A 26,999-nucleotide genomic window follows, 5' to 3' on the forward strand; every position below is an offset into this window, starting at 1 on the left:
CGAACCATGACAGAGGCGTTGATCAAGGGAGTGGGCGGCAAGGAGCCGCAGATCGATCCGACCGCCTTCACCGCCCCGACCTCCGTGGTGCTCGGCGAGGTCACGCTCGGCGCCCGCGCCAGCATCTGGTACCACGCGGTGCTGCGGGCGGACTGCGGTCCGATCGCGATCGGCGAGGACTCCAACATCCAGGACAACTGCACGGTCCACGTCGACCCCGGCTTCCCCGTCTCGATCGGCGACCGGGTGACCGTCGGCCACAACGCGACCGTGCACGGCTGCGTCATCGAGGACGACGTGCTCGTCGGCATGGGCGCGACGGTCCTCAACGGGGCCCGGATCGGTGCCGGCTCGCTCGTCGCCGCCCAGGCGCTCGTCCCCCAGGGGATGGAGATCCCGCCGGGCTCGCTGGTCGCCGGTGTGCCCGCGAAGGTGCGCCGCCCGCTGACCGACGAGGAGAAGGCGGGCATCCAGCTGAACGCCGAGATGTACCTGCTGCTCGCCAAGGGTCACGCCGAGGCCTTCGAGGACTGAGCCGTACGCGAGAGGGCGGCACCCGTCTCCCGGGTGCCGCCCTCTCGCGTACGCCTGTGGTCCGCGCTCAGTCCGCCGACCTGCGGTCCGCGCTCAGTCCGCCGGGACCGGTTCCGGCTCCGGCGCCTCGGCCCGCTGCGCCGCCGCCTTCCTGGCGCGGTTCCTGACGACCAGCATCGAGGCGATGCCGATCAGTACGGCGAGGACGAGGCCCAGCCAGGAGAAGCGCTTGAGCCAGGCCTCGGCGACGACGCCGACCGTGTAGATGACGGCCGTGGTGCCGCCGGCCCACAGGATGCCGCCGAGGACGTTGGCGACGAGGAACTTCCAGTACGGCATCTTCAGCACACCGGCGAGCGGTCCCGCGAAGATGCGGAGGAGGGCGATGAACCGGCCGAAGAAGACGGCCCACATGCCCCACTTCTGGAAGGAGCTCTCGGCGAGCCCGATGTTCGCCTCGCTGAAGTGCTTCGGGAACTTCCGGCCCAGCCAGGCGAGGAGCGGCCGTCCGCCCTTGCGCCCGATCGCGTATCCGACCGAGTCGCCGATGATCGCGCCGGCGGTGGCGCAGGCGCCGAGCACGTACGGATTGATGTCGCCGTGCTGCGAGGCGAGCAGCGCCGAGCTCACGAGCACGATCTCGCCGGGGAGCGGGATGCCCAGGCTCTCCAGCCCGATCACCACTCCGACGAGGACGTAGACGGCGACCGCGGGGATCGTCTCCAGCCACTCCTGGACGTGCAACGCGGTTCCTCCCGTGTCGGCTGCTCAGCTGCTCGATGGCCCGGCACGCAGGTCGGCGGGCATGCCGGGGAGCCTACCCGGTCGGGGCGGACGGACCACGAATGCGAGGGGGCACCCCCGGGAGCACGGCCGCCCCCGCACCCGGAGCGGGTCCGGGGGCGGGGGCGGTGCGCGGCGTCCTGGGTCAGGAGTTCGGGCGCAGGGTCCAGACGACGGTCATCTCGCCGGTCACGGCGCCGTCCTCGCGGGTGATGTCGATCCGCACCGGGAACTCGGGGCGCTCCCCGGCGTCGAGTTCGGCGACGATCTCCGCGGCGGGGCGGCCGAGGGTGGCCGTGGCCGTGACGACGCCCATGGCCAGCTTCTTGTAGCCGATCTCGGCCTTGACGGCGAGCGGCACCGCGCGGCCCAGCTGGTCGCCGAAGGCGGCGAGCACGATGGCGCCGCTGGCGGACTCGGCCAGCGTGAACATCGCTCCGGCGTGCGGGCCGCCGAGGTGGTTGTGGTAGGCGGGCTGGTCCGGGAGGCGCACGACGGCGCGCTCGGCGGTGGTCTCCAGGAACTCCAGCTTGAGGGTTCCGGCCATGGGGACCGTGGCGGCGAGCATCTCGCCGACGGACATCTGGTCTGCGCTCATGGACCGTGATGTTACCCACGAGTAGCAGCCTTGGCCATCCCCTGCCCGGCCCCGGCCCGGGGGCGGGCGTGGTCGCGCGGCCCCCGCACCTCTATGGTTACTGGCCATGTGGCCAGGACAGCAGCCGCCCGGGGGCGAGCAGAACCCGCAGGACCAGAGTCAGAACCCCTACCAGCAGTCGGGGTACCAGCAGCCGAACCCGTATCAGCAGCCGCCTGCCCAGGAGGGTTACCCGCAGCAGCCGCCGACGCAGCCCGGCTACCCGCAGCAGCAGCCGCCCGCACAGCCGGGCTACCCGCAGCAGCAGCCGCCCGCACAGCCGGGGTATCCGCAGCAGGGGTACGCCCAGCAGCCGGGTTACCCGAACCCGTACCAGCAGCCGACCGTTCCGCAGCAGTACGCCGTGCCCGGCCCCGGCCAACCCGGCGGACCCGACGGCGGGAAGAAGAAGCAGACGACGCTCGTGGCGATCGTCGCCGCCACCGCCGTGGTCGTCGCGGCCGGAGTCACCGGATTCCTGGTGCTCGGCAACGACGACGACAAGAAGGACACCGCCGACGACCCCAAGCCGTCGGTCACGGCCACCGCCTCCGCGGACCCCTCGTCCGACCCGGCACCCGCCCCGAGCCAGTCGTCCGGGATCTCCAACCCGCGCGACGGCGCGGCGCAGCAGCCGACGGTCCCTGGCTGGAAGGTCGTCTACAACCCGAAGTACGGCACCCTCTTCGACGTACCGCCGGAGTGGGAGGTGATGAAGCCGGGCGCGATCACCTTCTTCGAGGACGAGAAGAAGAACGACGGCAGCCCGCTCGTCACGATGTCCGGGCCGACGCGCCTGAAGAGCAAGTGGTGCACGTACGACGTCGACAAGAACGGCACCGACGAGACCTGGGGCCTGGCCTCGGCCGGCACCAAGGGCGGCCAGGGCGCCAAGGACACCGCGTCCGCGGCGCGCGGCGAGGCCGGGACGTGGGTGTGGGGCGGCTACGCGCAGCACATGCCGCAGAGCACCATCAAGATCACCAAGCCCGTGCCGTACACGACGAAGTCCGGTCTCACCGGCAGCCTGGCGACCGCCACGGCGCCGGGCGTGAAGAAGCGCAACAAGTGCGAGACGGACGGCAAGTCCTACGCCTTCACCTTCAAGAACACCGCGGGCGACTTCTCGACCTGGGTGCTCTACGGGGCCGACGGCGTCAAGGACGAGCTGCCCGACGCGACGATCCGGCAGATCCTCTCCACGGTCCGGCTCGCCCCCTCCGCCTGACCCTCCGGCCACCGGGCCCGGCCACGCCGGTCCCGGTGGCCGGTGGTCCGGTGATCCGGTGATCCGGTGATCCGGTGATCCGGTGGTCACGGTGGTCCCGTGATCCCTGGGGTCCCGGTGTTCCGGGTCCGTGACGGCCGCCCTGACGGACCGTCCGGATATCGGGTTGGCAGTACGGGGAGGAGCCAGGGATAGTCCCGGGGTGACCACACCCGCCGCCTCCCCCCGTCAGGCCCCGCCCCGCTCCCGCCGCCCCGAGTGGGCGGGCCGCAACTACCTCCTGCTCACGGCCGCCACGATCGTGACCAACCTCGGCACGCACGGCGCGCTGATCGCCACGACCTGGGCGGTCTTCGACTCCGGGGGCGACGCGGGCGACGTGGGTCTCGTGGCCATGGCGCGGTTCCTGCCGCTGGTCCTCTTCCTGCTCATCGGCGGCGCGGTGGCCGACCGGGTCCCCCGGCACCGGGTCATGGTCGCGGCCAACGCCCTCAACTGCGTCTCGCAGGCCGCGTTCGCCGTCCTCGTGCTCTCCGGCGAGGCCCGCATCTGGCAGATGATGGTGCTCACCGCGCTCTGCGGCACCGGCCAGGCCTTCTTCAACCCGGCGGCCGAGGGCATGCTCATGGCCACCGTCAGCGGGGAGCAGGCGAGCCGTGCGTTCGCCGTCTTCCGGATGGCGATGCACGGCGCCGCCATCGGCGGTGCCGCGCTGGGCGGCGCGCTCGTCGCGTTCGTCGGACCGGGCTGGGTCCTCGCGATCGACGCGGTCGCCTTCGCCGTCGCGGGCGGCCTGCGGGCGTTCCTCGACGTGAGCGGCATCCCGGACCGCGCCCCCGGTGGCGGGCTCTTCGCGGATCTGCGGGAGGGCTGGCAGGAGTTCGTCGGCCGGCCCTGGCTGTGGTCGATCGTCGCCCAGTTCTCGGTGGTGGTCGGGCTGATCGGCGCCGTCGAGTCGGTGTACGGGCCGCTGGTCGCCCGGGACGAGCTGGGCGGCTCCCGCCCCTGGGGCATCGCGCTCGCCGCGTACGGGGCGGGAACGGTCGCGGGCGCGGTCCTGATGACCCGGTGGAAGCCGCGCCGGATGCTCTTCGTCGGAACCCTCTGCGTCTTCCCGATCGCGCTGCCCTCGGCGGCGCTCGCCGTGCCGATGGACGCGGCGGGCCTGACGGCGGCGATGTTCGTGAGCGGGGTCGCGATCGAGGTCTTCGGCGTCTCGTGGATGACGACCATGCACCAGGAGATCCCGGAGGAGAAGCTGTCCCGGGTCTCCGCGTACGACTGGTTCGGCTCGACGGCCCTGCTGCCGCTGTCCACGGCCCTCGCGGGCCCGGCGGAGAGCGCCTTCGGCCGCAGCGAGGCGCTGTGGGGCGCGGCGGCGCTCATGGTGCTCGTCACCGCGCTGGTCCTGTTCGTGCCGGACGTGCGGAACCTGACGCGGCGCCCGCACACGAAGGGGGTCGCGGGCTCCCCGGCCGGGACCGGGGAGGCCCCGGCCCCGTCAGCCGATGCCGAAGGCGCCCTCAGGGGGAACGGGTGACGGTACGGCCCCGGTGTCGAGGACGGGTTCCGCGCCGCCCGTGAACCGGTCGAGCGTCTCCCCGTGCTCCACGCGCGCGGGGAAGGCGTCGGCCGCCGCGCGGCGCGCGAGGTGGGCGATGTCGATCTCCCGGCCGGAGGCGACGAGGACCGCGTTCCCGAAGCGCCGGCCGCGCAGCACCGCGGGCTCCGCGACGAGCGCCAGCTCCGGGAAGACGGCGGCGAAGGTGGCGAGCTGGGAGCGGAGGAAGGGGAACGGCGCCCCGTCGGCGAGGTTGGCGGTGTAGAGCCCGCCGGGCCGCAGCACGCGCCGTACCTCGCGCGCGTACTCGACGGAGGTGAGGTGCGCGGGGACCCGCGAACCTCCGAACACGTCGCCCACGATCAGATCGGCCGAGGCGTCCGGCGCGGCCTCCAGCCAGGCGCGTGCGTCCGCGCCGTGCACGGTGGTCCCCGACCCCTCGGGCAGCGGCAGGTGCTCCTCGACCAGCGCCAGCAGCCCCCGGTCCGCCTCGACGACGTCCTGACGGGAGCCGGGCCGGGTGACGGCGACGTACCGGGGCAGCGAGAGCGCGCCGCCGCCCAGGTGCAGGACGTCGAGGGGCGTCCCGGGCTCGGCGGCGCCGTCGACGACGTGGGCGAGGCGCCGCGCGTACTCGAACTCCAGGTACGAGGGATCGTCCAGGTCGACGTACGACTGGGGCGCGCCGTCGACCGTGAGCAGCCAGGCCCGCTCCCGGTCCACGTCGGGCATGAGGCGCGCGGTGCCCTGATCGACCTCGCGGATGACGGGAATGTGCTCGTTCACGCGTTCATTGTGCCGCCACGCCGAGGAGCGACCGCGGCGGGCCACCCGAGCGGGCCGCCCCTGCGGGCGAACGCCGCGGACCACCCCGGGGAAAGCCACCCTGCGGGGGGGACCCCGCGGGCCATGCCGGTCCCCCAGGCCGCCGCTCGCGCCCCCGCAGGGCCCGCCGCCGCGGGCCCGCCCCTACCGGCCCCCCCTACTCGGACGGCCCGTCAGGACGTCCACACCGCGGCGACGGCCGCGGCGTGCGACGCGGCCTGCGCACGACCCGCGCGGGCGGCCGCCGCGCGGTGGGCGGGGTCGAGGGCGTTGCGGCCCATCGCCTTGCGGGAGGCGGCGTCGGGAGTGATCACCTCGACCCGCGCGCCGCCCGCGACGAGGTCCGCGCCCTGCCGGGCCGGCGAGAGCACGACCTTGCTCCCCTGCGCGCTGGGCGCGACGACGACGATCCGGTCGTAGCCGGCGGCGAGGTGCGCGTTGGCCGTGGAGTGGATGCCGCCGTCGAGCCAGCGGCGTCCGCCGATGGTCGCCGGCGGCCAGACGCCGGGGATGGCGCAGCTCGCGGTGACGGCGTCGGTCAGCGGGACCCCGCCGTCCTCGTCGTAGGCGGTGAGTTCACCGGTCGCGGCGTCGACCGCGGTGATCAGCAGAGGCGTGGCGGGCCAGTCGCCGGCGCCGCGGAGCCGGCGGGCGACGGTCGCGCGGCGGTCGTCCTCGGAGACGGTGGGCGCGGCCAGGGCGATCCGGCCGAGCCTGCGCCCGTACTCCTCGGGGGTACGGGACCGCAGGACGGCGACGGCGTACCGGAGGATCGTCGGGAGGCCGAGCCGTGCGGCGGGCTCGGCGGCCTCCCCGTCGAGCTGCTCCTCGTACAGGGCGTCGACCCCGGCCCGCCCGGAGGCGACCCGCGCACCGACGACCGCGCCCGCGGAGCTGCCGACGACCAGATCGGCGGTGGTCAGGTCGACCCCCGCGTCGAGGAGCCCGCGCAGCACCCCGGTCTCCCACCCGGCCCCGACGAGCCCACCGGCCCCGAGCACCAGCGCCGTCCGCTCCCCCGCCCGCTTCCCCGTACGCGTCATGTACCGAGTCTGACGCAGCAGTTGGGCCTCCCGGCACCCGGGGTGGGCTCAGAGGTTCTTGAGGGCCTCGCGGACCGAGAGGGGGGCGAGCCGGGAGCCGTGGGCGGCGACGAAGGACCGGACCTCGGCGGGGGCGGTCTTGCCGTACTCGCGCAGGCTCCAGCCGATGGCCTTGCGGATGAAGAAGTCGGGGTGGGCCGATCGCCGCAGGCAGTAGGCGAAGAGCCGGTCGGCGTCGGTGGCTTCCTTGAAGCGGAGCTGGTGGAGGAGGGCGGTGCGGGCGACCCACAGGTCCTCGTCGTCGATCCACGCGTCCATCTCGCCGGCGAGCGCGGGGTCGGCCGCCACCAGGCCGCCGACGACGTGGGCGGCGAGGTGGTCGACCGTGTCCCACCAGGAGACGGTGGTGACGAGGCGCCGGGCGACCGGCAGGAAGCCGGACGAGCAGCGCTTCACGTGCCGGCGGAGGTAGTCGACGGCGAAGTAGTGGTACTCGCGCTCGGGAAGGGCGAAGCAGCGCAGGGCGATCGCCGCGCAGTCGGTCTCGTCGGGGCGCGGGGTGCCGTCGAGGACCGTACGGGACAGGGTGCGGCGCTCGGGCGTGCGGATGCCGAGGAAGGGGGCCGCGCCCTTCATGTACGCGACCATCTCCTGCGCCCGGAAGGGGTTCCCGGCGGCCGGGTAGACCGTGGTGAGCCGCTCCAGGACGGTGTCGGCGAGGGCGCTCGCGGGCGGCGCGGTGTCGGTCATGGGGCCCTCTCGGTCGCGGCGCGTCTCCGGGTGCGCGCCCGGACGGACATGACGCACATTACGGCGCTCCTACGGACGCGTCCGTTACGCTCCCCGAATGCTCGCTCCCGCCACCCGGCCGCCGGGCTCCCTCGCCGTCCGCTGCTCCCGGGCCCTGCTCGCACCCCGCTCGCGGCTCTCGCTGCTCGCCGTGCTGCTGCTCACGGCGGCCACCCTCGTGGTGCTGTACGAGCCCCAGCGGATGCTCGCCTCGGGCTGGCCGGCGCGGACGAGCGGCGCCGGTCCCGTGCTGCTCTTCGGTCTCGCGTACGGGGTGTGCGCGGCCGCCTTCGTCCCGCGTCCGGTGCTCAATCTGGCGGCGGGAGCGCTCTTCGGCACCGCGGCCGGCCTGACGGGGGCGGTCGCGGGGACGGTGCTCGGCGCGGGCATCGCGTTCACCCTCGGGCGGTTCCTGGGGCAGGACGCGCTGCGGCCGCTGGTGCGGGGCCGCTGGCTGACGGCGGCGGACGGGCAGCTGAGCCGGCACGGGTTCCGTTCGATGCTGGCGATCCGGCTGTTCCCGGGGGTGCCGTTCGCGGCGGCCAACTACTGCGCGGCCGTCTCCCGGATGAGGTACGTGCCGTTCCTCCTGGCGACGGCGCTCGGTTCCCTGCCGAACACGGCGGCGTACGTGGTGGCGGGTGCGCGGGCAGGTGAGCCGGGCTCGCCGGCGTTCCTCTTCTCGGCGGGGTTCATCGTCCTGTCGGGCCTCGGCGCGGCGGTGGTGGCCTGGCGCAAGCGGCACGGCCTGCGGGCCGCGGTCCAGGCGCCGGCCCCGGAGCCCGAGCCGGTGCGGGAGCCGGCCCTCCCGTAGCGCCACGCTCCTCGCCACGAGCACGTCATCTTCGGCATGTACTCTGCGCACGACCTTCTGACCGCACACGTACATAACGGGACGGCCCTAGCCCCATGAGTTGGTTCGAATCGTTCATCCTGGGACTCGTCCAGGGGCTGACGGAGTTCCTTCCCATCTCCTCCAGCGCGCACCTCCGCCTCACGGCGGCCTTCGCCGGCTGGGAGGACCCGGGGGCGGCCTTCACCGCGATCACCCAGATCGGCACGGAGACCGCGGTCCTGATCTACTTCCGCAAGGACATCGCGCGGATCGTCTCGGCCTGGTTCCGCTCCCTCACCGACAGGTCGATGCGGTCCGACCACGACGCCCAGATGGGCTGGCTGGTGATCGTCGGCTCGATCCCGATCGGTGTCCTCGGCGTCACGCTCAAGGACCAGATCGAGGGCCCCTTCCGCGATCTGCGGATCACGGCGGCCACCCTCATCGTGATGGGCATCGTCCTCGGCATCGCCGACCGGCTGGCCGCCCGGGACGAGATCGGCGGCCGGCACCGCGCGATGCGCGAGCGCAAGACGCTCAAGGACCTGAGCGTGAAGGACGGCCTGATCTACGGCGTCTGCCAGGCGATGGCCCTGATCCCGGGCGTCTCCCGGTCCGGCGCGACGATCTCCGGCGGTCTGTTCATGGGCTACACCCGTGAGGCGGCGGCCCGGTACTCGTTCCTGCTCGCGATCCCGGCGGTGCTGGCCTCGGGCGTGTTCGAGCTCAAGGACGCGACCGAGAGCGGCCACATCTCCTGGGGCCCGACGGTCTTCGCCACGATCGTCGCCTTCGCCGTCGGCTACGCGGTGATCGCCTGGTTCATGAAGTTCATCACGACGAAGTCGTTCATGCCGTTCGTGATCTACCGGATCCTGCTCGGCATCCTGCTCATCGTGCTGGTCTCGGCCGGCGTGCTGAGCCCGCACGCCGGCGAGTCCGCCGGTTAGCGAGGACGTCACCCAGGCCACGGGCGCCGAGGGGGCCGGCGCGACATCGACCCCCGTGACCGCCGCCGAAGCCCAGACCGGACACGTCACCAACACCGCCCGGGCGACGGGCACCGATCCCGACGGCGGCACCGTCGAGAGCCCGCCGGTCCGGCTCCGCGTCCCCGCCGTCTGCCCGCCCAAGGGCTACGGCTACGACGTCGACCTGGACTTCGGCCATGGCTTCGGCGGCTGCAAGGACAGTGATCACGGACACCGCGACAACGGCTACGGAGACGGTCGCGACAAGACCGCGAAGCGGCCCGGGAAGGAGACCGCGCGCTGACCGACCCGATGTGACACGGGACCGGACCGAGCCGCCGAGCGGCCGGTCCGGTCCCTTCACCGGTTCGGGGGCGCCTGCCGTCAGGGGTCAGACGGCCGAACGGAAGGCGGGCAGGTATCCGCCCGACTGCCCGGCGGCCTTGGGGTGGTAGGAGTTGTAGACCGGTACGGTCAGGCTGTGCAGCCAGGAGTCCGCGGAGCAGATCTCGTGACCCGTGAACTCGTCCACGACACCGGAGAAGGTGAAGCCCGCGTTGGCCGCCTGCTTCGCCAGAACGCCGTTGAGGGTGTCGGAACCCCGGTTGATGGCCGCCCGCTCGGTCTCGCTGAGTCCGGCGATGCAGCTTCCGGACAGTCTGTAGAACCGGGGGTACCCGAGGACCACCACGTGCGCCTGGGGTGCGCGGCCGCGGATGTCTCCGTACAGGGCGGAGAGGCCACCGGGCAGCGTGCTGTTCATCTTGGCGACGGCGGCGTCGACGGCCGCGACGCAGGTGGTCTCGCTGTTGAGCACGCACGTCTGCATGATGTCGGCGAACCCGACGTCGTTGCCGCCCGCCGTGACGCTGACGAGGGTCGTGGACGAGTTCAGAGGGCCGAGCTGGCCGCTGCGGACGGTTCCGGTGGTCGCACCGGAGCACGCGGTGAAGGAGAACGAGGAGGGGGAGTTGGCTGCCGCCCACAAGCGGGGGTAGGCGTTCGTGCTGCGACGGCAGTCGCCGCTGTCCGAGAGGTAGCTGCCCGCGCCCACGCCGGAGGAGTACGAGTCTCCGAGGGCCACGTAGCGGTGGCCGGCGGCGGCCGCCGGCTCGGCTGTTCCGAGGGCCGCGGCGACCACCGCGAGCGCGGTTGACGCAGACAGCACGAATCTTCGCCAGAGCATGGCGATCAGCCTCAAATCCGGAGCGTGGGAGGTGAGTTGGTTGAACGCGACACTTCTAGCAGGGCGGAGATACCAACGGGTAGCCCCCGGTACGGATGTCGTCCGCTTTGCGCGCATGTTTAGTTCTCCGCGCGTAGACTCGTCCCGATTCCGCCCCCTGCGCCCGTCGGGCGACAGGGGGCTCGGACGGCTGCGGCAAGCGGCTCAGCCCCCGTACGGCACCCTGGCGATCTCCTCGATCCCGCCCAGGGTGCCCCACTCGTTCCTGCCGAGCCGGGTCAGCGGGCGCATCAGGGTCATCTCGGGGTGGCCGTCGACCATGACCGACTCGTCGACGGCGGCGTGCACGACCCGGCCGAAGACGACCGTCGAGTCCCCGATCCGCAGTGTGCTGTGCAGCTCGCACTCCAGGGCCACCGGCGACTGCGCGACCCGCGGCGGCTTCACCCGCAGGCTCGGCTCCCGCTCGACGCCGCACGCGTCGAACTCGCTCACCCCGCGCGGGAAGTCCGTCGCGGTGGCGTTGATCCGCTCGAAAAGCCCCTCGGGGGCGAGGTTCACCACGAACTCCCCCGTCTCCTCGACGTTGCGCAGGGTGTCCTTGCGCCCGACCGAGGTGAACTGGACGACCGGCGGGGTCACCGAGGAGATGGTGAAGAAGGAGTGCGGGGCGAGGTTGTCCGTCCCGTCGGCCGAGGCCGTGGACACCCAGGCGATGGGCCGGGGGACGACGGTGGCGGTCAGCAGCCGGTAGAAGGAGGTGCGGTCGGTCAGTTCGGGATCGATGTTCACGCGCATGGCGGCCAGTATGAACGGCGCCCGGGAGCGGCCGGACCCCCGCCGGCCCCTGGGCGCCCGTCGAACCCGGACGCCCACCGGCCCCGGGCTCCCGGCTCCCGGCTCCCGGCTCCCGGCCTCCAGCTCCCGGCCTCCGGCGCCCGACCCCCGGCGCCCGGCGCCCGGCGAACCCGCGCACATCCGGCGCGCACGGCCCTTGGCCCCTGGCGTCCGCTGGCCGACACTGAGCCGATGACGCAGCGCGTGGACCTCGCGACCGTGATGGACCGATTCGCCCTCGACGACCTGATCACCGGCTACGCGGCGGCCGTGGACGAGGGCGACTGGAGCGCCTACCGGGGCCTGTTCACCCCGGACGGCAGGGCCGACTACCGCGGCTCGGGCGGGATCGAGGGGCCCGCGACGGAGGTCGCGGAGTGGCTCGCCTCGACCCTGCCCCTCTTTCCCGTACGCCAGCACCTCATCGTGAACCGGCGGGTGCGGTTCCGGGAGCCGGGCGGCTACCCGGAGACCGGGGACCGGGCGGACGTCGGCGCCGACTACGTCAACCCGATGCGGTTCGCCTCCGGCGAGGACTTCGTCTGCGGCGGGCGCTACGCCTTCGGCGCGCGCCGCACCGCGGACGGCTGGCGGCTCGCCTCGGTCGTCGTCGACGAACGCTGGCGCCGCGCCTGACCCGCGGTCAGCCGGCCTGGGCGAGCGACTCGCGGACGACGCGCTCGCAGAGCTCGTGGGTGAGCAGGGCGTCGCGGGCGCTGAGCACCCGGCCCTCCCGGACCGCGTCGAGGAAGGCGAGGGCCGCCTGCTCGATGCCGCGCTGCCGGGCGACGGGCACCCAGTCGCCGCGGCGGCGCACGGTCGGCTGCCCCTTGTGGTCGACGACCTCGGCGAGGTTGAGGACCTGGCGCTTGGTGTCCTGCCCGGACACCTCCAGGACCTCCTCGGTGGAGCCGTTCATCCGGTTCATCATGCCGATGGCGGTGAAGCCGTCGCCGGAGAGCTGGAGCACCACGTGGTGCATGAGGCCCTCCCGGATCCGGGCCCGCACGTCGACGTGCTCGATCTCGCCGGGGAGCAGGAAGCGCAGGGTGTCGACGACGTGGATGAAGTCGTCGAGGACGAAGGTGCGGGGGTCCTCGGGCAGGCCGATCCGGTTCTTCTGAAGGAGGATCAGCTCGCGCGGGTGCTCCAGGCACTGGGCGTAGCCGGGCGCGAGGCGCCGGTTGAAGCCGACGGCGAGGCTGACCGAGCGCTTCTCGGCGAGCTCCACGATCCGCTCGGAGTCGGCGTACTCGTACGCCAGGGGCTTGTCGACGTACGTGGGGACGCCGGCCTCGATGAGCCGGCCGGCGATCTCGGCGTGCACGGCGGTGGAGGCGTGGACGAAGGCCGCGTCGAGCCCGGCGGAGAGCAGCGAGTCGAGGTCCGTGTGACGTCGGTCGGCGGGCAGGTGCAGGGTGTCGGCCACCCGCTCCAGGGTCGCGGGGGTGCGGGTCTGGAGGTGCAGTTCGACCCCGGGGAGGGTGCCGAGGACCGGAAGGTAGGCCTTCTGCGCGATGTCGCCGAGTCCGATGCAGCCAACCTTCACGGGGTCTCCCTTGTCGTCGTTCGCCGGACCCGGCCGTTCGGGCCTTTCGCGCCGGTCAGCTTACGCGGGGTGGATCACGCGCCCGGCCGGAGGGACCGCGCCGACGGGCGGGTGCCAGTCGCAGATGCCGTCGAAGCCGCGCAGCGCGAGGCCGGGTCCGAAGCGGGAGACGGCGGTGACGGCCGCGTCGCGCAGGGCCACGGCGGGGCGGGCGGACAGCATGGTGATCGCGCCGGTGCGGGCGGCCCTGCGGACGATCTCGGTGGTGCGCGGCAGCCGGTCGGCGGTGTACGCGGCGAGCGCGCGGCCCGGCTGGAATCCGGAGGCGTCCCCGGCGTGGTGGGCGAGGACGACGGCGTCCTCGATCGCCTGGTTCCCGCCCTGGCCGAGGCTCGGCATCATCGCGTGCGCGGCGTCGCCGAGGAGGGCCACCCGGCCGCGGTGGAAGGCGGGCAGCGGGTCGGGCAGGTGGTGGACGTCGTGCCGCAGGATCCGGTCGGGGGTGACGCCGGCGAGGATCTCGGGGACGGGGTGGTGCCAGTCGCCGAAGAGCCGGAGGAGTTCGGCCTTCTCGTCGTCGGGCGCGTGGGCGCCGGCGGGGGCGACGGCCATGGCGTACGCGTAGACCCGGCCGCCCTTGAGGGGCTGACTGCCCCACAGCCTGCCGGCGCCCCAGGTCTCGTGCGGGGCGAAGGGCCGCGCGGGTGCGGGGACGACGACGCGCCAGCTGGTGCTGCCGGAGTAGCGGGGGCCGGGGTGGTCGGGGAAGAGCGTCCGGCGGGTTGCCGAGTGGATGCCGTCGGAGGCGAGGACGAGCTCGGCCTCCAGCTCGCTCGCGGCGCCGGCGCCCGCACCGGTGCCGGAGCCGGAGCCGGAGCCAGTGCCAGTGCCGGAGCCAGTGCCGGAGCTGGTGCCAGTGCCGGAGCCAGTGCCGGAGCTGGTGACGGTGACGCGGGCGGAGCCGGTGACCGTGACGCGGGCGGGGCGGTGGTCGTCGCCCGGGTCGGTGACGACCGCGGAGACTCCGGTGCGGACGGCGCCCTCGGGCAGGGCCGACGTCAGGATCTCGACGAGCACGGCGCGGTGCAGGAGCACGAGGGGTCCGCCGAAGCGGTCGGCGGCGGCCTTGGCGTCGGTGCGGGCGAGCCAGCGGCCGCCAGGGGTGCGCATGCCGCCGTCGCCCTGCCACGCGGAGAGCCCGCGGACGCGGTCGCCGAGGCCGATGACGTCGAGGGCGCGCTGCGCGTTGGGGGCGAGGGCGATGCCGGCGCCGACGGGGGTGAGGTCGGCGGCGCGTTCGAGGACGGTGACCTGCCAGCCGCGCCGGTGCAGGGCGACGGCGGCGGCGAGTCCACCGATGCCGGCTCCGACGACGACGGCGCGGTGCTGTTCCATGGCTGCTCCTCGTTTCGGGACGGACGGATCGACCGCTCACTACAGCTGTAGTGAGCTCGACACCGTGACCGTACTACAGGTGTAGTCGCATCGGTAGGGGCCGGTAGTAGGTTGTCCCCATGACCTCACCCACCGCCGGGACCTCGGCCCCGGAGTCGCCCCCCTCCCGCGCCGAGCGGATCGGCGACGCCGCCCTCGCCCTCCTGGTCGAGCGCGGGATGCGGGGCCTGACCCACCGCGCCGTGGACGAGCACGCGGGACTCCCTCAGGGCTCGACGTCCAACCACGCCCGCACCCGGCAGGCGCTCCTGGAGACGACCGTGCGGCGCCAGGTCCAGCGGGAGGCCGCCGTCCTCACCCCGCACGAGCTGCCCGGCCCGGAGAGCGGCGGCGAGGCGCTCGTCGACGCCCTCGCCCTCTCCCTGCACCGCTATCTGACCGACCACCGCTCCCTGCTCGTCTCCCGCTACGAGCTGGCTCTGGAGGCGACCCGCCGCCCCGAGCTCCGGAGCTTCTTCGACGCGGCCGGCGCGACCTTCCACACCCCGCTGATCGCGATGATGACGGCGGCCGGCTCGCCGGAGCCGCAGAGGCACGCGCTCTCCCTCATCGCCTGGACCGAGGGGATGATGTTCTCCTGCGCGGCGGGCTCCTTCCACGCGGCCGTCCCGAGCCGCGCGGAACTGCGCACCGGCTTCGACGAACTGCTGCGCGGCATGCTCGGGGACCGGCCCTGACCCGAGCGGCCGGAGCGGGCCCGGGCTCTCCGCGAAACCCCTGGCGCCGCCCGCGATCATGGGGGACGATGCCGCCCATGACCACCGAACGCACCGAATCCGTCACCCGCGTCGACCCGGCCACCACCACGGGCGAGCGCGAGGCGCTGGAGCAGTGGCTCGACTTCCACCGGGCGACCCTCGCGATGAAGTGCGAGGGACTCGACGACACCCAGTTGCGCACCCTGTCCGCCCCGCCGTCGGACCTCAACCTGCTCGGCCTGGTCCGGCACATGGCCGAGGTCGAGCGCGGCTGGTTCCGCCGCGTCCTGGCCGGCGAGGAGGCGCCGTGGATCTACTCGACGCAGGAGGACCACGACCGGGACCTCCACGTCACGGACGAGGACACCTACGAGGAGGCCCACGCCACCTGGCAGGCCGAGATCGGGCACGCGCGCACGCTGGCCGCCGGGCGAGGCCTCGACGACCTGGGCGCGGGCGACCACCGCAGCGGCGAACGCTTCAACCTCCGGTGGATCTACCTCCACATGATCGAGGAGTACGCCCGTCACAACGGCCACGCGGACCTCATCCGCGAGCGGATCGACGGCGCGACCGGCGACTGACCCCGCCACCGGGCGGAGGCGATCCGCCCGGCCGGCCGGTCAAGACCGGGCCCCGCGCGCCTCACCCGTGCGGGGCATTCCCCGCCGGTAGGGGTACGAAGATCGCCGGCGGACCAGCAGAGTTGCGCGGGTGCATGGAACCCGAACAACAGCGAAGATCCTGGTCGGGGCGGCGGTGGCCGCCCTGGCGGGCTGCGTCTCGGTGGACGCCCCGCCGTCGGCGCCCACCCCGTCCCCCGCGCCCGTGGCCGACACCGTACGCCCCGCAGGGGACGTGGCACCGCAGATCGTCGAGGGCCCGGCCCGCGAGGCCCTCGAAGCGGCGCTCCCCACGCGCCCGCCGTCCCCCGCGCCCCGCACGACGCCCCCCTCGGGGCAGCACCGGCGGGCGGCCACGCCTCCCCGCGCGCAGGCCCCGCACCCGGCGTCCGTACCGGAGCGGCGCGAGCGCCCGCGCCCGGCGGCCCGGCCGGACCTTCCCGAGCTGCCGGAGCTCAGGGGGCTGCCGAGGAACCCGCCCGTCACGCTCGTCGACGTCTGCGACCTGGGCGAGCGGTACGGGGGCTGGACCCCCGGCAGCGACCAGGCGAGGATCTGCCAGGGCGCGTACGGCCGGTGAGCCCCTCCCGGAAGGCCGGGCCGGGTCACCTGCCGGGTCGAGGGCCGGGTCACACGCCCCTGAGCCGCAGCTCCAGGCGCCCGATCGCGGCCCGCACCCCGTTCCCGTAGCCGTCGTCGTCGAGGTGGTCCGAGGCCGCGCGCGCCCGGTCGAGATGGACCCGCGCGGCGTCGGGCCGCTGGAGCTTGACGTAGTCGGCGGCCAGGTTCAGATGGAGCGACGGGTACAGCGCCCGCAGGGCGGCCGCCGAGTCGTGCGCGGCGAGCCGCTCCTCCGCGAGGCCCTCGGCCGCGCTCAGCGCCCGCAGGTCCCAGGCCAGCTCGGTGTCGGGATCGTCCTGGGCGTCCGCCATGTAGTGCGCGAGGGTGCAGCGGTGCAGGGGGTCGCCGTCCGGGCCGATCTGCTGCCACAGGTCCCCGAAGCGGTTCCTGGCCTCCTCGCGGTCGCCACCGTGCAGCAGCATCATGGCCTGCCCGATCCTGGTCATGACACCGTCGTCCGACGCCTGCTGCTGCTCGGTCACCGCGATCTCCACCCGCTCACCCACTGGGAGTGACGACGCTAGCGGCCCCCGGCCCGGATCGGGCCGAGGCTCAGCCGAGGTCCGGGATGCGCCAGTCGATCGGCTCGTGCCCCTGGGCCGCGACGGCCTCGTCGATCTGGGTGAACGGCCGCGATCCGAAGAACTTCTTCGCCGACAGCGGCGAGGGGTGCGCGCCCTTCACCACGACGTGCCGCTCCTCGTCGATGAGCGGCAGCTTCTTCTGCGCGTAGTTCCCCCACAGGACGAAGACGGCGGGGTCGGGGCGGGACGCGACGGCGGTGATCACCGCGTCCGTGAACTTCTCCCAGCCCTTGCTCTTGTGCGAGTTCGCCTCGCCGGAGCGGACCGTCAGGACGGCGTTGAGCAGGAGGACGCCCTGCTCGGCCCACGGCATCAGATAGCCGTTGTCCGGGATGGGGTGGCCGAGCTCCGCCTGCATCTCCTTGTAGATGTTCCGCAGGGAGGGCGGGGTCTTCACGCCGGGGCGGACGGAGAAGCAGAGGCCGTGACCCTGCCCCTCGCCGTGGTACGGGTCCTGACCGAGGATCAGGACCTTCACCTTGTCGTACGGGGTGGCGTCGAGGGCGGCGAAGACCTCGTCCTTCGGCGGAAAGACCGGCCCCCTCGCGCGCTCCTCCTCGACGAACTCGGCGAGCTGGGCGAAGTACGGCTTCTGCAGCTCCTCGCCGAGGACACCCCGCCAGGACTCGGGCAGCATGCTGGTGTCGGTCACGGTCACAACCTCCGGTGGACGTTCCTGTTTCTCCGTCCGAGAACCTATCGGGGGCCACTGACAGTGGCCCCCGCAGGCCTCCTACCAGCTGGCCCGGCGGCTCAGCTCCCACATCTGCATGACCGTCTGCGGGTCGAGGGCCCGCTCGCCGCCGCCGATGTCCTCGCCGGCCGCGATGTACAGCTTGCCCTGCCACAGGGGCAGCAGCCGGACGTCCTGGACCATGATCTCCTGGGCCTCCACGAACTCGTCCGTGACGGTCCCGCGGTCGCTCTCGCGACGGGACTTCGGCAGGAGTTCGTTGGTGATCCGGGGGCTCTCGTACGGAGTGCCGAGGACGTTCTCCTTGCCCAGGAAGGGGGCGACGAAGTTGTCCGGGTCCGGGAAGTCGGGGAACCAGCCGCGGCCGAAGACCGGGTACTCGCCCTTCTGGTAGCCCGCCTGGAACTCCTTCCACGGCTTGCCGTGCAGGGTGACCTTGAAGAGTCCGGACTCCTCCAGCTGCCGCTTGAGCTCGGCGAACTCGGCGGCCGTCGCGGAGCCGTACCGGTCGGTGGTGTACCAGAAGTCCAGCTCGACGGGCTCGGTGATGCCGCCCTTGCGGAGGATCCGCTCCGCCTTCTCCTTGCTCGGCGTGCCGAAGCGGTCGAAGAACTTGGTGGTGTGGGCGCCGATGCCCTTGGGCACCATCGAGTACAGGGGCTCGGCGGTGCCCTGGTAGACCTTGTTGACCAGTTCGTCGCGGTCGACGAGCTGGGCGATGGCCTTGCGGACGGGGAGCTTGGCGACGGACTCGTCCTCGGTGTTGAAGACCAGGTAGCGGATGTCGGCGCCGGTCGACTCGACGATCTGGAGGCCCTTGTTCTCGGGCTTGTCCTCCTGGAGGTTGACGACCTCCTCGGCGGTGAGGCCGCGGTAGGTGGCGTCGATCTCGTTCTTCCGGAGAGCCGTGACCATCGCTTCGGAGTCGTCGAAGTACCGGATGGTGACGCCGCCGTTCTTACGGTCGGCGAAGCCCTTGTAGGTGGGGTTCTTCGTCAGCTCCGCCGTCTCGCGCTCGGTGTACGAGTCGAGGACGTACGGGCCCGAGCCCATGATCTTGCCGTCCTTGCGGAGCTGGTCCGCCGGGTACTCGGCCGGGTCGACCAGCGACATCGCGGGGGTGGCCAGGACGAACGGGAACGTGGCGTCGGACTTGTTCAGCCGGAAGACGACCGTGCGGTCGCCGACGGTGTCGATCTTGTCGAGCGAGCCGAGCATCCCGTTGGGGCCGCCCTTGACGTTGATCGAGCGGATGCGCTCGATCGAGTACTGCACGGCCTTGGCGTCCAGCTTGTGCCCGTTGGAGAAGGTCAGCCCCTCCACGAGCTTGCACTCGAAGACCCGGCTGGAGGTGTCCGTGAACTTGCAGTCGGCGGCGTCCGACTGCGGGGTGGTGCTGCCCGTCGGGAAAGCCACCAGGGTCTGGAAGACATTCCGGAAGAGCTCCCAGGAATTGTCCCAGGCGGCGGCCGGATCAAGCGTGGTGGGAGAACTCATCGTGCCGACGACGATTCTCTGATCCCCGGCGGATTCACTGTCCGAGAAGACACCGCATCCGGTCACCAGGGATATGGACACAAGGGCTGCAGCGGCCTGCAGACTGGTCCGGTTGAACACGTGCACGCTCCTCGTTCAGCCATGGGTCGGCCGACGATACCGCAGCACCCCGTCAGGTCAATGTTCGAGTCTGACGGGGCACTTGAGGCATTCGACGTATAACCGGGCTCAATCCGGACATGGAATCCGGAAAGTGTCCGATTATCGGTCAGCCGACTCCGGCGTTCAGGAAAATGCCGCCGTCGACGACGAGCGTCTGGCCGGTGATCCACTCCGACTGGGACGAGGTCAGGAAGGCCGCGGCGCCGCCGATGTCCGCGGGCACGCCGAGCCGGCCGAGGGGATAGGCCGCAGCCGCCTCCGCCTCACGGCCCTCGTAGAGCGCCTGCGCGAATTTCGTCTTCACGACGGCCGGGGCGATCGCGTTGACCCGCACGACCGGCGCGAATTCATGCGCCAGCTGAAGGGTCAGATTCACCATGGCGGCCTTGCTCATGCCGTACGCGCCGATGAAAGGCGAGGCGGAGACGCCGGCGATCGAGGCGATGTTCACGATCGCCCCGCCGTGCTCCTTCTGCCAGGCGTGCCAGCTGCGCTGGGCGAAGCCGAGCGCGGAGATCACGTTCGTCTCGAAGACCTTGCGGGCCACCCCGAGGTCCAGGTCCGCGATGGGCCCGAAGACGGGGTTCGTGCCGGCGTTGTTGACGAGGAAGTCCAGACGGCCGAAGCCGTCCATCGCCGCCTCGACGGCGGCGGCCTGGTGGACCTCGTCGTGCGCCTTGCCCGGGACGCCGATCGCCCGGTCGGCCCCGAGCCGCTCCACGGCCTCCTTGAGGGCCTCCTCGCCGCGCCCGGTGATGACGACCCGGTCGCCGCGGGCGACCAGGGCCTCCGCGATCCCGTAGCCGATGCCCCGGCTTGCGCCGGTGACGAGGGCGACCTTGCCGGACGGCTCCGGCCGTTCCTGAGTGCTCATGCGCGCCTCTTCCTCTCGCTGCCGGTCGTCGTCAGTTGAGCGGGCCGCCGGCCACGTACATGACCTGGCCGGAGACGAAGCCGGCGTCGTCGCCCGTGAAGAACGCGATCGCGTTGGCGACGTCCTCCGGGCGGCCGACCCGCTGCACCGGGATCATGGAGGCGGCCGCGGCCTGGAACTCCTCGAAGCCCATGCCGACGCGCTCGGCGGTCTGCGCGGTCATCTCGGTGACGATGAAGCCCGGGGCGACGGCGTTGGCGGTGACGCCGAACTTGCCGAGCTCCTTGGCGAGGGTCTTCGTGAGGCCCTGGAGTCCCGCCTTGACGGCCGAGTAGTTGGCCTGGCCGCGGTTGCCGAGCGCCGAGGAGGAGGAGAGGGAGACGATCCGGCCGAAGCCCGCGTCCACCATGTGCTTCTGGACGGCCTTCGCCATCAGGAAGGCGCCCTTGAGGTGGACGTTCATGACGAGGTCCCAGTCGGACTCGGACATCTTGAAGAGCAGGTTGTCGCGGAGCACGCCCGCGTTGTTCACGAGGATCGTCGGCGCGCCGAGCTCGGCGGCGATCCGCGCGACCGCGGCCTCCACCTGCGCGCCGTCCGAGACGTCGCAGCCGACGGCGAGAGCGGTGCCGCCCGCGGCGGTGATCTTCTCGACGGTGTCCTTGCAGGCCGCCTCGTCGAGGTCGAGTACGGCGACGGCGCGGCCCTCGGCCGCCAGGCGGAGCGCGGTGGCCGCGCCGATGCCCCGTGCGGCACCCGTGACGACGGCTACGCGCTGCTCGGTGGTGGACATGCTTGGTTCTCCTCGCCCTTGGATCGTCCCTGGTCGCGGCCGAACCGCCCGCCGCTCCTGCGTCCCGCACATGAGCGACCGCTTAGTATCGTCCGCAGACGAGACGCTAGAAGCCCTGGCACCCGGTGTCAACGGCCCACCGGGTGCACCAGGTCACTCCCCTTGCCCCTACCGGACGAGAAGGTCGAGCAGCCGTTCCACCTCGGCCTCGGGGTCGGCCGTCAGACCCGTGTGGACGGGCCCCGGCTGCACCACCGTGGAACGCGGCGCGATCAGCCAGCGGAAGCGCCGCCCCGCGTCGTCGCGCGCGGCCTGGCCCGCCGCGTCACCGCCCAGGCAGACCCCCTCGACGGCGCGCAGCGCGGCCCGTACGCCGGTCACGTCGGCCGCCGGGTCGAGCACCGTCAGCTTGGCCTCGTCCAGATGCGTACGGGCGGCCACGAAGGACCGGGCGCGGCAGTAGACGACCACTCCCGCGTTGAAGCACTCGCCGCGCTCCACCCGCGGCACGACGCGCAGCAGCGCGTACTCGAAGACATCGCGGTCGGTCACGTGGTGCTGTCCTTCTCGGTGGAGTGGGTCCGGGGCGCGAGGCGCTCGGCGAGCCAGCCGGGCGGCTGCTGCGGCCGGCTCTCGGTGCGGGGCCCGAGCGTGATCCGCTCGTGGATGGTGGCGGCCCGCGGCAGCAGCGCCGAGACGTACGCGGCGCGCACCTCGTCCGTGCCGTCGAAGCCAGGCTCGTCGACGAGCCACTCGTCGGGGACGTCGGCGGCGACCTCCTCCAGGAGTTCGCGGGTGACGAGCGGGGCGAGCTCGGCGGCCGCGGCGGCGATGTCGGGGCCGAAGGGGGCGAGCGCGTGGTCGGAGGCGTCGTACGGCTTCGCGGCGGAGGCCTGGGCGCCCGGCCAGTTGTGGTGCCAGATCATGGTGGCGCCGTGGTCGATGAGCCAGAGGTCGCCGTGCCAGACGAGCATGTTCGGATTGCGCCAGGACCGGTCGACGTTGTTGATCACCGCGTCGAACCAGACGACCCGGCCGGCCTCCCGGGGGTCGACCTCGTACGCCAGCGGGTCGAAGCCCAGCGAGCCGGGCAGGAAGTCCATGCCGAGGTTGAGCCCGCCGCTCGCCTTGAGCAGCTCCTGCACCTCCTGGTCGGGCTCGGAGAGCCCGATGACCGGGTCCAGCTGGATGGTGACGAGCTCCGGCACCCGCAGGCCGAGCCTGCGGGCCAGCTGCCCGCAGACGACCTCGGCGACCAGGGTCTTGCGGCCCTGGCCGGCGCCGGTGAATTTCATGACGTACGTGCCGAGATCGTCGGCCTCGACGATGCCCGGGAGTGAGCCGCCCTCGCGCAGCGGCGTCACATAGCGGGTCGCAGTGACTTCGGTGAGCATCCGCTCAGGCTATCCACTCGCGGGCCCGCGCCCGTCATCACCGGGCGCCGCCTCCCCCGTACACCCTCCTAGCCGACGGGCCGCCGTCTGTCAGTCCGCAATCTTCCGGGGTCACCCGGCGCGGTCGCGTTGCTACGTTCCGGACCGTCGTCAGGCTCCCGACCCGGAGGTCACGTTGAGCGCGAAGAACCCCACCCGCCGGAACATCCTCAAGACCGCCGGAGGCCTCTCGGCCGCCATGGCCCTGGGCGGCGCAGGCGTCCTCGGGGCGGCCTCGCCGGCCGCCGCGGCCGGGGACGGCTTCGGGCTGCACATCGTCGACCGCAACGAGGCCGACGCGCGCATGTGGTACTACCGCTTCCAGACCTCCGCCATCGGCTGGAACCCGGGCGTCAACGTGCTGCTGCCGGACGACTACCACTGGAGCGGACGCACGTACCCGGTGCTGTACCTGTTCCACGGCGGCGGCAGCGACCAGGACTTCATCACCTTTGACCGCGAGGGCATCCGCGCCTGGACGGCGGGCAGGCCGCTCATCGTCGTCATGCCCGACGGCGGGCACGCGGGCTGGTACTCCAACCCCGTGAGCTCCAATGTCGGGCCGCGGAACTGGGAGCAGTTCCACATCTCTCAGCTGATCCCGTGGATCGACGCGAACTTCCGCACGTTCGCCGAGTACGACGGCCGTGCCGTGTCCGGCTTCTCGATGGGCGGCTTCGGCGCGCTGAAGTACGCCGCCAAGTACTACGGCCACTTCGCCTCGGTGAGCGCCCACTCCGGCCCGGCCAGCCTGCGCCGGGACAACGGTCTGGTGGCCCACTGGGCCAACGCGAGCTCCGCGGCCCTCGACCTGAACGGCGGCACGATCTACGGGGCGCCGTTCTGGGACGAGGCCCGGGTCAGCGCGGACAACCCGGTGCAGCGGATCGAGAGCTACCGCAACAAGCGGGTCTTCCTGGTCGCCGGCACCAGCCCGGACCCGATCAACTGGTTCGACACGGCCAACGAGACGCAGGTGCTGTGGGGCCAGCGGGAGTTCCGGTCCCTGCTCGGCAACGCGGGGATCCCGCACGAGTGGTACGAGCTGCCCGGCGGCCACTTCATCCGCCACGACATGATGCAGCGCGACATCGACGGCATCGTCGACCGCCTCCGCAAGGCCTGAGCCGGTGCTCCGCGGACTGTCCCGACGCGCCCCGGCGCGCGGCGCGCCGACCCCACCCGCACGGTCCCCCCGCACGCTGACCCGCCGCGCGCTGACGCGGGTCCTCGCGGCGGCGGCCCTCCTGCTGCCCGTGCTGGCCGTCACGACCCCGGCCGAGGCCGGGACCACCGGCTCCGCCACGGCCTGCCCGACCACCGGTTTCGTCAGCCAGCCGTTCCATCCCGGGCACAACGGCGTCGACATCGCCGCCGACATCGGCACGCCGATCTACGCCGTGGGCGACGGCGAGGTGACGATCTCCGGGTACGTCGGCGACTACGGCCAGTGGATCCGCGTCCGGCACCCGGACGGCCGGACCTCCGAGTACGGGCACATGTACCGGCGGGACGTCTCGGTCGGCGACCACGTCACGGCCGGCCAGCAGATCGCCCTGATGGGCGCCGAGGGCAACGCCGACGGCTCCCACCTCCACCTGCGGATCTGGGGCGACGACTCCTTCTCGTACGGGATCGACCCCGAGGTCTACCTCGCGGAGGGCGGCATCACGCTGCCCTGCGTCCCCGGCAGCGGGCCGCACCCCACGCCGCTGGTGTATCCGGCGGAGTCGGGGCGGGTGGTGGCGGCGCGGTCGGCGGACGGGCGCCTGGAGCTCTTCGCCGCGGGCGCGGACGGCGTCCACCACGCCTGGCAGCGGGAGGCGAACCGCGACTGGTCGGAGTGGGAGCGCCTCGGCGGGCCCGTGAACGCCGAGCTGGCGATCGCTCCGAACGCGGACGGCCGCCTGGAGATGTTCGCGATCGACGGGAACACCTTCCGGCACCGCTATCAGCTCTCCCCCTCGGGCAGTTGGTCCGGCTGGGAGGACTTCGGCGGCGGCGGTCGTGACATCGCGGCCGGTGTGAACGCCGACGGCCGGATCGAGGTGTTCGCCTCAGGCCCGGTCGGGGTCTTCCACCGGTACCAACTGACGCCGAACGGCGGCTGGTCGGCGTGGGAACCGACCGGCGGCGGGCCCGTCGACGGGCGGATCGAGATGGAGAAGTCGCCCGACGGCCGCCTGGAGGTGTTCGCGCTCAACGGCAGCACCTTCCAGCACCGGTACCAGACGGCCCCGAACGGCGGCTGGTCCGCCTGGGACGACTTCGGCGGCGGCGGACACGACCTCACGATCGACCACAACGCCGACGGCCGGATCGAGGTCTTCGCCTCAGGCCCGGTCGGGGTCTTCCACCGGTACCAGACCGGTCCGAGCAGTTGGTCCGGGTGGGAGTCCACGGGCGGCCCCGCGAACTCCCGGCTCAGCAGCGAGCGCACGGCCGACGGCCGCGTCGAGGTCTTCGCCATGAACGGCGAGACGGCCATGCACACCTGGCAGACCGGGGTGAACGCCCCCTACGGCCCGTGGGAGACCTTCGGCGGCGGCGGCACCGAGGTCACCGCGACCTCCAACGCCGACGGCCGGATCGAGGTCTTCGGCACCAGCACGGCCGGCACGTTCCACATCTGGCAGACCGGCTTCACCAGCTGGTCGTCCTGGGTCTGGGTCAACAGCACCGCGGGTCCCGGACTCGGCTGAGGAGAGACCCTTGCTTCCGATCAGCAGACGGAACCTGCTGCGCGGCGCCGCCGGGGTGGGCGCGCTCACGGTACCGGGCACCGCCCGGGCCGTGGCCGCGGCCGCCCCGGCCGTCCCGCCCGCCCGGTGGATCGGCGCGGGCCCCTTCGCCCCCGTCTACGACCCCTCCACTCCCACCCGGCCGCGCTACCTCAACGACCACACGCTGATCAGGGCCCAGGGCCGCTGGCACCTGTTCGGGATCGTCGGGGACGGCGCGGAGCGCGGCGAGGCCCCGGACAGCACGGCGGAGGTCTCCTTCGCCCATGCCTCGGCGCCGGACCCGCACGGCCCGTGGACCTCGCACCCCGACGCGCTCACCGTCGATCCGTCCTACTTCGGCGAGGAACACCTGTGGGCGCCGCACGTCGTCGAGGCGGGCGGCCGGTTCTGGATGTTCTACGCCGCGGGGGGAACGAACGGCGGCGGCGCGGCGGTCAACCTGGCCACCTCGACCGACCTGTCCACCTGGACCCGCGAGCCGTCCGGTCCGCTCTTCCGGGGGCTCGCCGCCCGCGACCCGATGGTGCTGCGGGTCGGCGGCGAGTGGGTCATGTACTACACCGAGCTCTCGGCCCCGGGCGGCCACCACGTCGTGGCCTTCCGGCGGTCGGCCGATCTGGTGCGCTGGAGCGAGCCGGGCGTCGCGTTCACGGACGCGAGCACGGACACGACCGTCTCGGTCACCGAGTCGCCGTACGTCGTCGAACGGGACGGCTGGTACTACCTGTTCATCGGGCCGCGCAACGGCTATACGGGCACCGACGTGCTGGCCTCGCGCGACCCGTTCCGCTTCGACCTCACGGGCGCCGCGGGCCATGTCCCCGGGCACGCGGTGGAGGTGTTCGCCGACGGGGAGGCGTGGTTCGCGAGCGCCGCGGGCTGGTTCGGGCAGGGGCTGTACGTCGCACCCCTGGAGTGGCGGGACGCTCCCCCGCCGTGGCAGAGCCCGGACAACCCGGTGGCGGGGCTCGATCTCACGGGCCGGCTCACGGTGTTCGCGCTCGACGCGGCCGACCGCTCGATGCTGCGGCGCGTCCAGCTCGACCCGGACGCCGACACCTGGTCGGAGTGGGAGTCCTTCGGCGGGCCCGCGGGAGCGGTTCCCACCCTCGGGCGCAACTCCGACGGCCGTCTGGAGGTGTTCTCGCTCGCCCCGGGCGGCGTGAACCTGCACCACCGGGTGCAGCGGCCGGACGGCGGCTGGTACGACTGGGAGGAGTTCGGCGGCGCGGCGGGAGCGGCCCCCGCCGTCGCCCGTGACGCGGCCGGCCGGCTGGAGGTCTTCGCGTCGGCCCCGGGCGCGACCTCCTTCGCCCGGCGACGGCAGCGGTCCCCCGGCTCGACGCTCTGGGACGCGTGGGAGCCGGGCTTCGGTGGCGCCGCGGGCGCGCCGCCGGTGGTCGCGGCCAACGCGGACGGCCGTCTGGAGGTGTTCGTCCTCGCCGCCGGCGGCTCCGGGATCCGCCACCGGTGGCAGGAGGCCCCCGCCGGTGCCTGGACCGGCGCGTGGCACGCCTTCGGCACGGCGGCCGGTGCCGCGCCGCGGGTGGCGCGGGACGGCAGCGGCCGGCTCACGGTCGCCGCCGTCGGCCCGTCCGGGGTGGGGACGTTCTTCCGTCGGCAGGCCGTGCCGAGCGGCGGCTGGGAGGAGTGGCAGCCGTTGTTCGGCTGGAGCGCCGCCGCCCCGGCGTTCGCCGCCAACGCCGACGGCCGTCTGGAGGCCTTCTCGCTGAGCCCCGGCGGTGCCCTGCTGAGCCACCGCTGGCAGACGGCGCCGGGCGGGAGCTGGGATCCCGGCGGGGAGTTCGGCGAGCCCGGCGTCGCTCTCGCCGCGACGCCCTCGGTCGCGCCCGACTCGACCGGGCGGCTGCACGTCTTCGCCGTCACCGCCGGGGGCCTCGTACGGACCCGGGTCCAGGAGCGGCCGAGCGGCGGGTGGCGTGCGTGGACGGCCTTCGGCGACCGCGCGATCGCGCCCCTCGTCTCGGGCAGCCCCGCACTCTGAGTACGGAACCGGCAGCGCTGCGTACGGATTGCGCCACG

At 73.0% G+C, this 26,999-nt stretch carries 29 protein-coding genes; 13 read left to right on the top strand and 16 right to left on the bottom strand.

Going from position 1 to position 26,999, the window contains the following annotated elements:
* Positions 1 to 6 precede the first annotated feature (6 nt).
* Positions 7 to 534, top strand: coding sequence for a gamma carbonic anhydrase family protein (locus tag ACN9MM_RS06585; RefSeq protein ID WP_116162174.1), 528 nt, complete (start codon positions 7 to 9; stop codon positions 532 to 534).
* 93 nt (positions 535 to 627) lie between these two features.
* Here ACN9MM_RS06585 and ACN9MM_RS06590 read toward each other — a convergent pair whose 3' ends face one another.
* Both ACN9MM_RS06590 and ACN9MM_RS06595 read right to left on the bottom strand, forming a co-directional pair.
* Positions 628 to 1,278 (bottom strand): DedA family protein, encoded by a 651-nt coding sequence (locus ACN9MM_RS06590; protein WP_426362761.1) that lies wholly within the window; start codon positions 1,276 to 1,278, stop codon positions 628 to 630.
* A gap of 184 nt (positions 1,279 to 1,462) precedes the next feature.
* Positions 1,463 to 1,915: a DUF4442 domain-containing protein gene (locus ACN9MM_RS06595; RefSeq protein WP_426362762.1), complete on the bottom strand. Its 453-nt coding sequence runs from the start codon at positions 1,913 to 1,915 to the stop codon at positions 1,463 to 1,465.
* Between the two features lie 106 nt (positions 1,916 to 2,021).
* On the opposite strand from ACN9MM_RS06595, the gene ACN9MM_RS06600 reads away from it, so the two are divergent.
* Positions 2,022 to 3,182, top strand: coding sequence for a hypothetical protein (locus ACN9MM_RS06600; protein ID WP_426362763.1), 1,161 nt, complete (start codon positions 2,022 to 2,024; stop codon positions 3,180 to 3,182).
* Positions 3,183 to 3,384: 202 nt separating this feature from the next.
* On the top strand, positions 3,385 to 4,722 hold the full coding sequence (locus ACN9MM_RS06605; protein ID WP_426362764.1) for an MFS transporter: 1,338 nt from the start codon (positions 3,385 to 3,387) through the stop codon (positions 4,720 to 4,722).
* Here the strand turns inward: ACN9MM_RS06605 and ACN9MM_RS06610 are convergent.
* From ACN9MM_RS06610 to ACN9MM_RS06620, 3 genes are all read right to left on the bottom strand, one after another.
* Positions 4,684 to 5,529 carry a spermidine synthase gene (locus ACN9MM_RS06610; protein ID WP_426362765.1) on the bottom strand — a complete coding sequence of 282 codons (846 nt, stop codon included), beginning with the start codon at positions 5,527 to 5,529 and terminating at the stop codon, positions 4,684 to 4,686. The genes ACN9MM_RS06605 and ACN9MM_RS06610 overlap by 39 nt on opposite strands.
* Positions 5,530 to 5,741: 212 nt before the next feature.
* Positions 5,742 to 6,611, bottom strand: coding sequence for a patatin-like phospholipase family protein (locus ACN9MM_RS06615; RefSeq protein WP_426362766.1), 870 nt, complete (start codon positions 6,609 to 6,611; stop codon positions 5,742 to 5,744).
* Positions 6,612 to 6,659: 48 nt separating this feature from the next.
* Entirely contained in the window at positions 6,660 to 7,361 is a 702-nt protein-coding gene (locus ACN9MM_RS06620; protein WP_426362767.1) for a DNA alkylation repair protein, read from the bottom strand.
* 97 nt (positions 7,362 to 7,458) lie between these two features.
* Between ACN9MM_RS06620 and ACN9MM_RS06625 the strand changes: the two genes are divergently transcribed.
* The 3 genes from ACN9MM_RS06625 (at position 7,459) to ACN9MM_RS06635 (ending at position 9,510) form a co-directional block, all read left to right on the top strand.
* Positions 7,459 to 8,214 carry a TVP38/TMEM64 family protein gene (locus tag ACN9MM_RS06625; RefSeq protein ID WP_426362768.1) on the top strand — a complete coding sequence of 252 codons (756 nt, stop codon included), beginning with the start codon at positions 7,459 to 7,461 and terminating at the stop codon, positions 8,212 to 8,214.
* 95 nt (positions 8,215 to 8,309) lie between these two features.
* Positions 8,310 to 9,185, top strand: a complete 876-nt coding sequence (locus tag ACN9MM_RS06630; protein WP_426362769.1) for an undecaprenyl-diphosphate phosphatase — start codon at positions 8,310 to 8,312, stop codon at positions 9,183 to 9,185.
* Between the two features lie 55 nt (positions 9,186 to 9,240).
* Positions 9,241 to 9,510, top strand: coding sequence for a hypothetical protein (locus ACN9MM_RS06635; protein WP_426362770.1), 270 nt, complete (start codon positions 9,241 to 9,243; stop codon positions 9,508 to 9,510).
* 87 nt (positions 9,511 to 9,597) lie between these two features.
* On the opposite strand, the gene ACN9MM_RS06640 is transcribed toward ACN9MM_RS06635, so the two are convergent.
* Positions 9,598 to 10,392, bottom strand: coding sequence for an SGNH/GDSL hydrolase family protein (locus ACN9MM_RS06640; protein ID WP_426362771.1), 795 nt, complete (start codon positions 10,390 to 10,392; stop codon positions 9,598 to 9,600).
* A 204-nt stretch (positions 10,393 to 10,596) separates the two neighbouring features.
* Complete coding sequence (locus ACN9MM_RS06645; protein WP_426362772.1) at positions 10,597 to 11,190, bottom strand: flavin reductase family protein; 594 nt, start codon at positions 11,188 to 11,190, stop codon at positions 10,597 to 10,599.
* Between the two features lie 231 nt (positions 11,191 to 11,421).
* Between ACN9MM_RS06645 and ACN9MM_RS06650 the strand changes: the two genes are divergently transcribed.
* A complete protein-coding gene (locus tag ACN9MM_RS06650) occupies positions 11,422 to 11,865 on the top strand; it encodes a nuclear transport factor 2 family protein (protein ID WP_426362773.1) in 444 nt (147 codons plus the stop codon).
* A gap of 7 nt (positions 11,866 to 11,872) precedes the next feature.
* Here ACN9MM_RS06650 and ACN9MM_RS06655 read toward each other — a convergent pair whose 3' ends face one another.
* Both ACN9MM_RS06655 and ACN9MM_RS06660 read right to left on the bottom strand, forming a co-directional pair.
* On the bottom strand, positions 11,873 to 12,778 hold the full coding sequence (locus ACN9MM_RS06655) for a Gfo/Idh/MocA family protein (protein WP_426362774.1): 906 nt from the start codon (positions 12,776 to 12,778) through the stop codon (positions 11,873 to 11,875).
* A gap of 60 nt (positions 12,779 to 12,838) precedes the next feature.
* Complete coding sequence (locus ACN9MM_RS06660; protein ID WP_426362775.1) at positions 12,839 to 14,173, bottom strand: FAD-dependent monooxygenase; 1,335 nt, start codon at positions 14,171 to 14,173, stop codon at positions 12,839 to 12,841.
* Positions 14,174 to 14,292: 119 nt separating this feature from the next.
* On the opposite strand from ACN9MM_RS06660, the gene ACN9MM_RS06665 reads away from it, so the two are divergent.
* The 3 genes from ACN9MM_RS06665 to ACN9MM_RS06675 all read left to right on the top strand — a co-directional run bounded on the left by ACN9MM_RS06665 (position 14,293) and on the right by ACN9MM_RS06675 (position 16,134).
* Positions 14,293 to 14,910, top strand: coding sequence for a TetR/AcrR family transcriptional regulator (locus ACN9MM_RS06665; protein ID WP_426362776.1), 618 nt, complete (start codon positions 14,293 to 14,295; stop codon positions 14,908 to 14,910).
* Positions 14,911 to 14,987: 77 nt separating this feature from the next.
* Positions 14,988 to 15,515 (top strand): DinB family protein, encoded by a 528-nt coding sequence (locus tag ACN9MM_RS06670; protein ID WP_426362777.1) that lies wholly within the window; start codon positions 14,988 to 14,990, stop codon positions 15,513 to 15,515.
* Between the two features lie 130 nt (positions 15,516 to 15,645).
* Positions 15,646 to 16,134, top strand: a complete 489-nt coding sequence (locus tag ACN9MM_RS06675) for a hypothetical protein (protein WP_426362778.1) — start codon at positions 15,646 to 15,648, stop codon at positions 16,132 to 16,134.
* Between the two features lie 49 nt (positions 16,135 to 16,183).
* Here the strand turns inward: ACN9MM_RS06675 and ACN9MM_RS06680 are convergent, their stop codons facing one another.
* From ACN9MM_RS06680 to ACN9MM_RS06710, 7 genes are all read right to left on the bottom strand, one after another.
* Positions 16,184 to 16,657 (bottom strand): hypothetical protein, encoded by a 474-nt coding sequence (locus tag ACN9MM_RS06680; RefSeq protein WP_426362779.1) that lies wholly within the window; start codon positions 16,655 to 16,657, stop codon positions 16,184 to 16,186.
* 70 nt (positions 16,658 to 16,727) lie between these two features.
* A complete protein-coding gene (gene ung / locus ACN9MM_RS06685; protein WP_426362780.1) occupies positions 16,728 to 17,411 on the bottom strand; it encodes a uracil-DNA glycosylase in 684 nt (227 codons plus the stop codon).
* An 81-nt stretch (positions 17,412 to 17,492) separates the two neighbouring features.
* Positions 17,493 to 19,070, bottom strand: a complete 1,578-nt coding sequence (locus ACN9MM_RS06690; protein ID WP_426362781.1) for an ABC transporter substrate-binding protein — start codon at positions 19,068 to 19,070, stop codon at positions 17,493 to 17,495.
* Between the two features lie 148 nt (positions 19,071 to 19,218).
* Positions 19,219 to 19,986 (bottom strand): SDR family oxidoreductase, encoded by a 768-nt coding sequence (locus tag ACN9MM_RS06695; RefSeq protein WP_426362782.1) that lies wholly within the window; start codon positions 19,984 to 19,986, stop codon positions 19,219 to 19,221.
* Between the two features lie 31 nt (positions 19,987 to 20,017).
* The gene (gene fabG / locus ACN9MM_RS06700; protein ID WP_382869722.1) at positions 20,018 to 20,779 is read right to left on the bottom strand and encodes a 3-oxoacyl-ACP reductase FabG; all 762 of its coding nucleotides are present in this window, start codon (positions 20,777 to 20,779) and stop codon (positions 20,018 to 20,020) included.
* Positions 20,780 to 20,947: 168 nt separating this feature from the next.
* Positions 20,948 to 21,331 (bottom strand): DUF3037 domain-containing protein, encoded by a 384-nt coding sequence (locus ACN9MM_RS06705; protein WP_030686313.1) that lies wholly within the window; start codon positions 21,329 to 21,331, stop codon positions 20,948 to 20,950.
* Positions 21,328 to 22,173 (bottom strand): HipA family kinase, encoded by an 846-nt coding sequence (locus tag ACN9MM_RS06710; RefSeq protein WP_426362783.1) that lies wholly within the window; start codon positions 22,171 to 22,173, stop codon positions 21,328 to 21,330. Before ACN9MM_RS06710 ends, ACN9MM_RS06705 begins: the two co-directional genes overlap by 4 nt.
* Positions 22,174 to 22,348: 175 nt before the next feature.
* On the opposite strand from ACN9MM_RS06710, the gene ACN9MM_RS06715 reads away from it, so the two are divergent.
* The 3 genes from ACN9MM_RS06715 to ACN9MM_RS06725 all read left to right on the top strand — a co-directional run bounded on the left by ACN9MM_RS06715 (position 22,349) and on the right by ACN9MM_RS06725 (position 26,961).
* Positions 22,349 to 23,338, top strand: a complete 990-nt coding sequence (locus ACN9MM_RS06715) for an alpha/beta hydrolase-fold protein (protein ID WP_426362784.1) — start codon at positions 22,349 to 22,351, stop codon at positions 23,336 to 23,338.
* A gap of 76 nt (positions 23,339 to 23,414) precedes the next feature.
* On the top strand, positions 23,415 to 24,914 hold the full coding sequence (locus ACN9MM_RS06720) for a peptidoglycan DD-metalloendopeptidase family protein (protein WP_426368689.1): 1,500 nt from the start codon (positions 23,415 to 23,417) through the stop codon (positions 24,912 to 24,914).
* 10 nt (positions 24,915 to 24,924) lie between these two features.
* Positions 24,925 to 26,961, top strand: a complete 2,037-nt coding sequence (locus ACN9MM_RS06725; RefSeq protein ID WP_426362785.1) for a family 43 glycosylhydrolase — start codon at positions 24,925 to 24,927, stop codon at positions 26,959 to 26,961.
* Positions 26,962 to 26,999 lie beyond the last annotated feature (38 nt).

It is taken from the genome of Streptomyces sp. E-08 (genome assembly GCF_049913095.1).
In the GTDB taxonomy this organism is placed as follows: domain Bacteria; phylum Actinomycetota; class Actinomycetes; order Streptomycetales; family Streptomycetaceae; genus Streptomyces.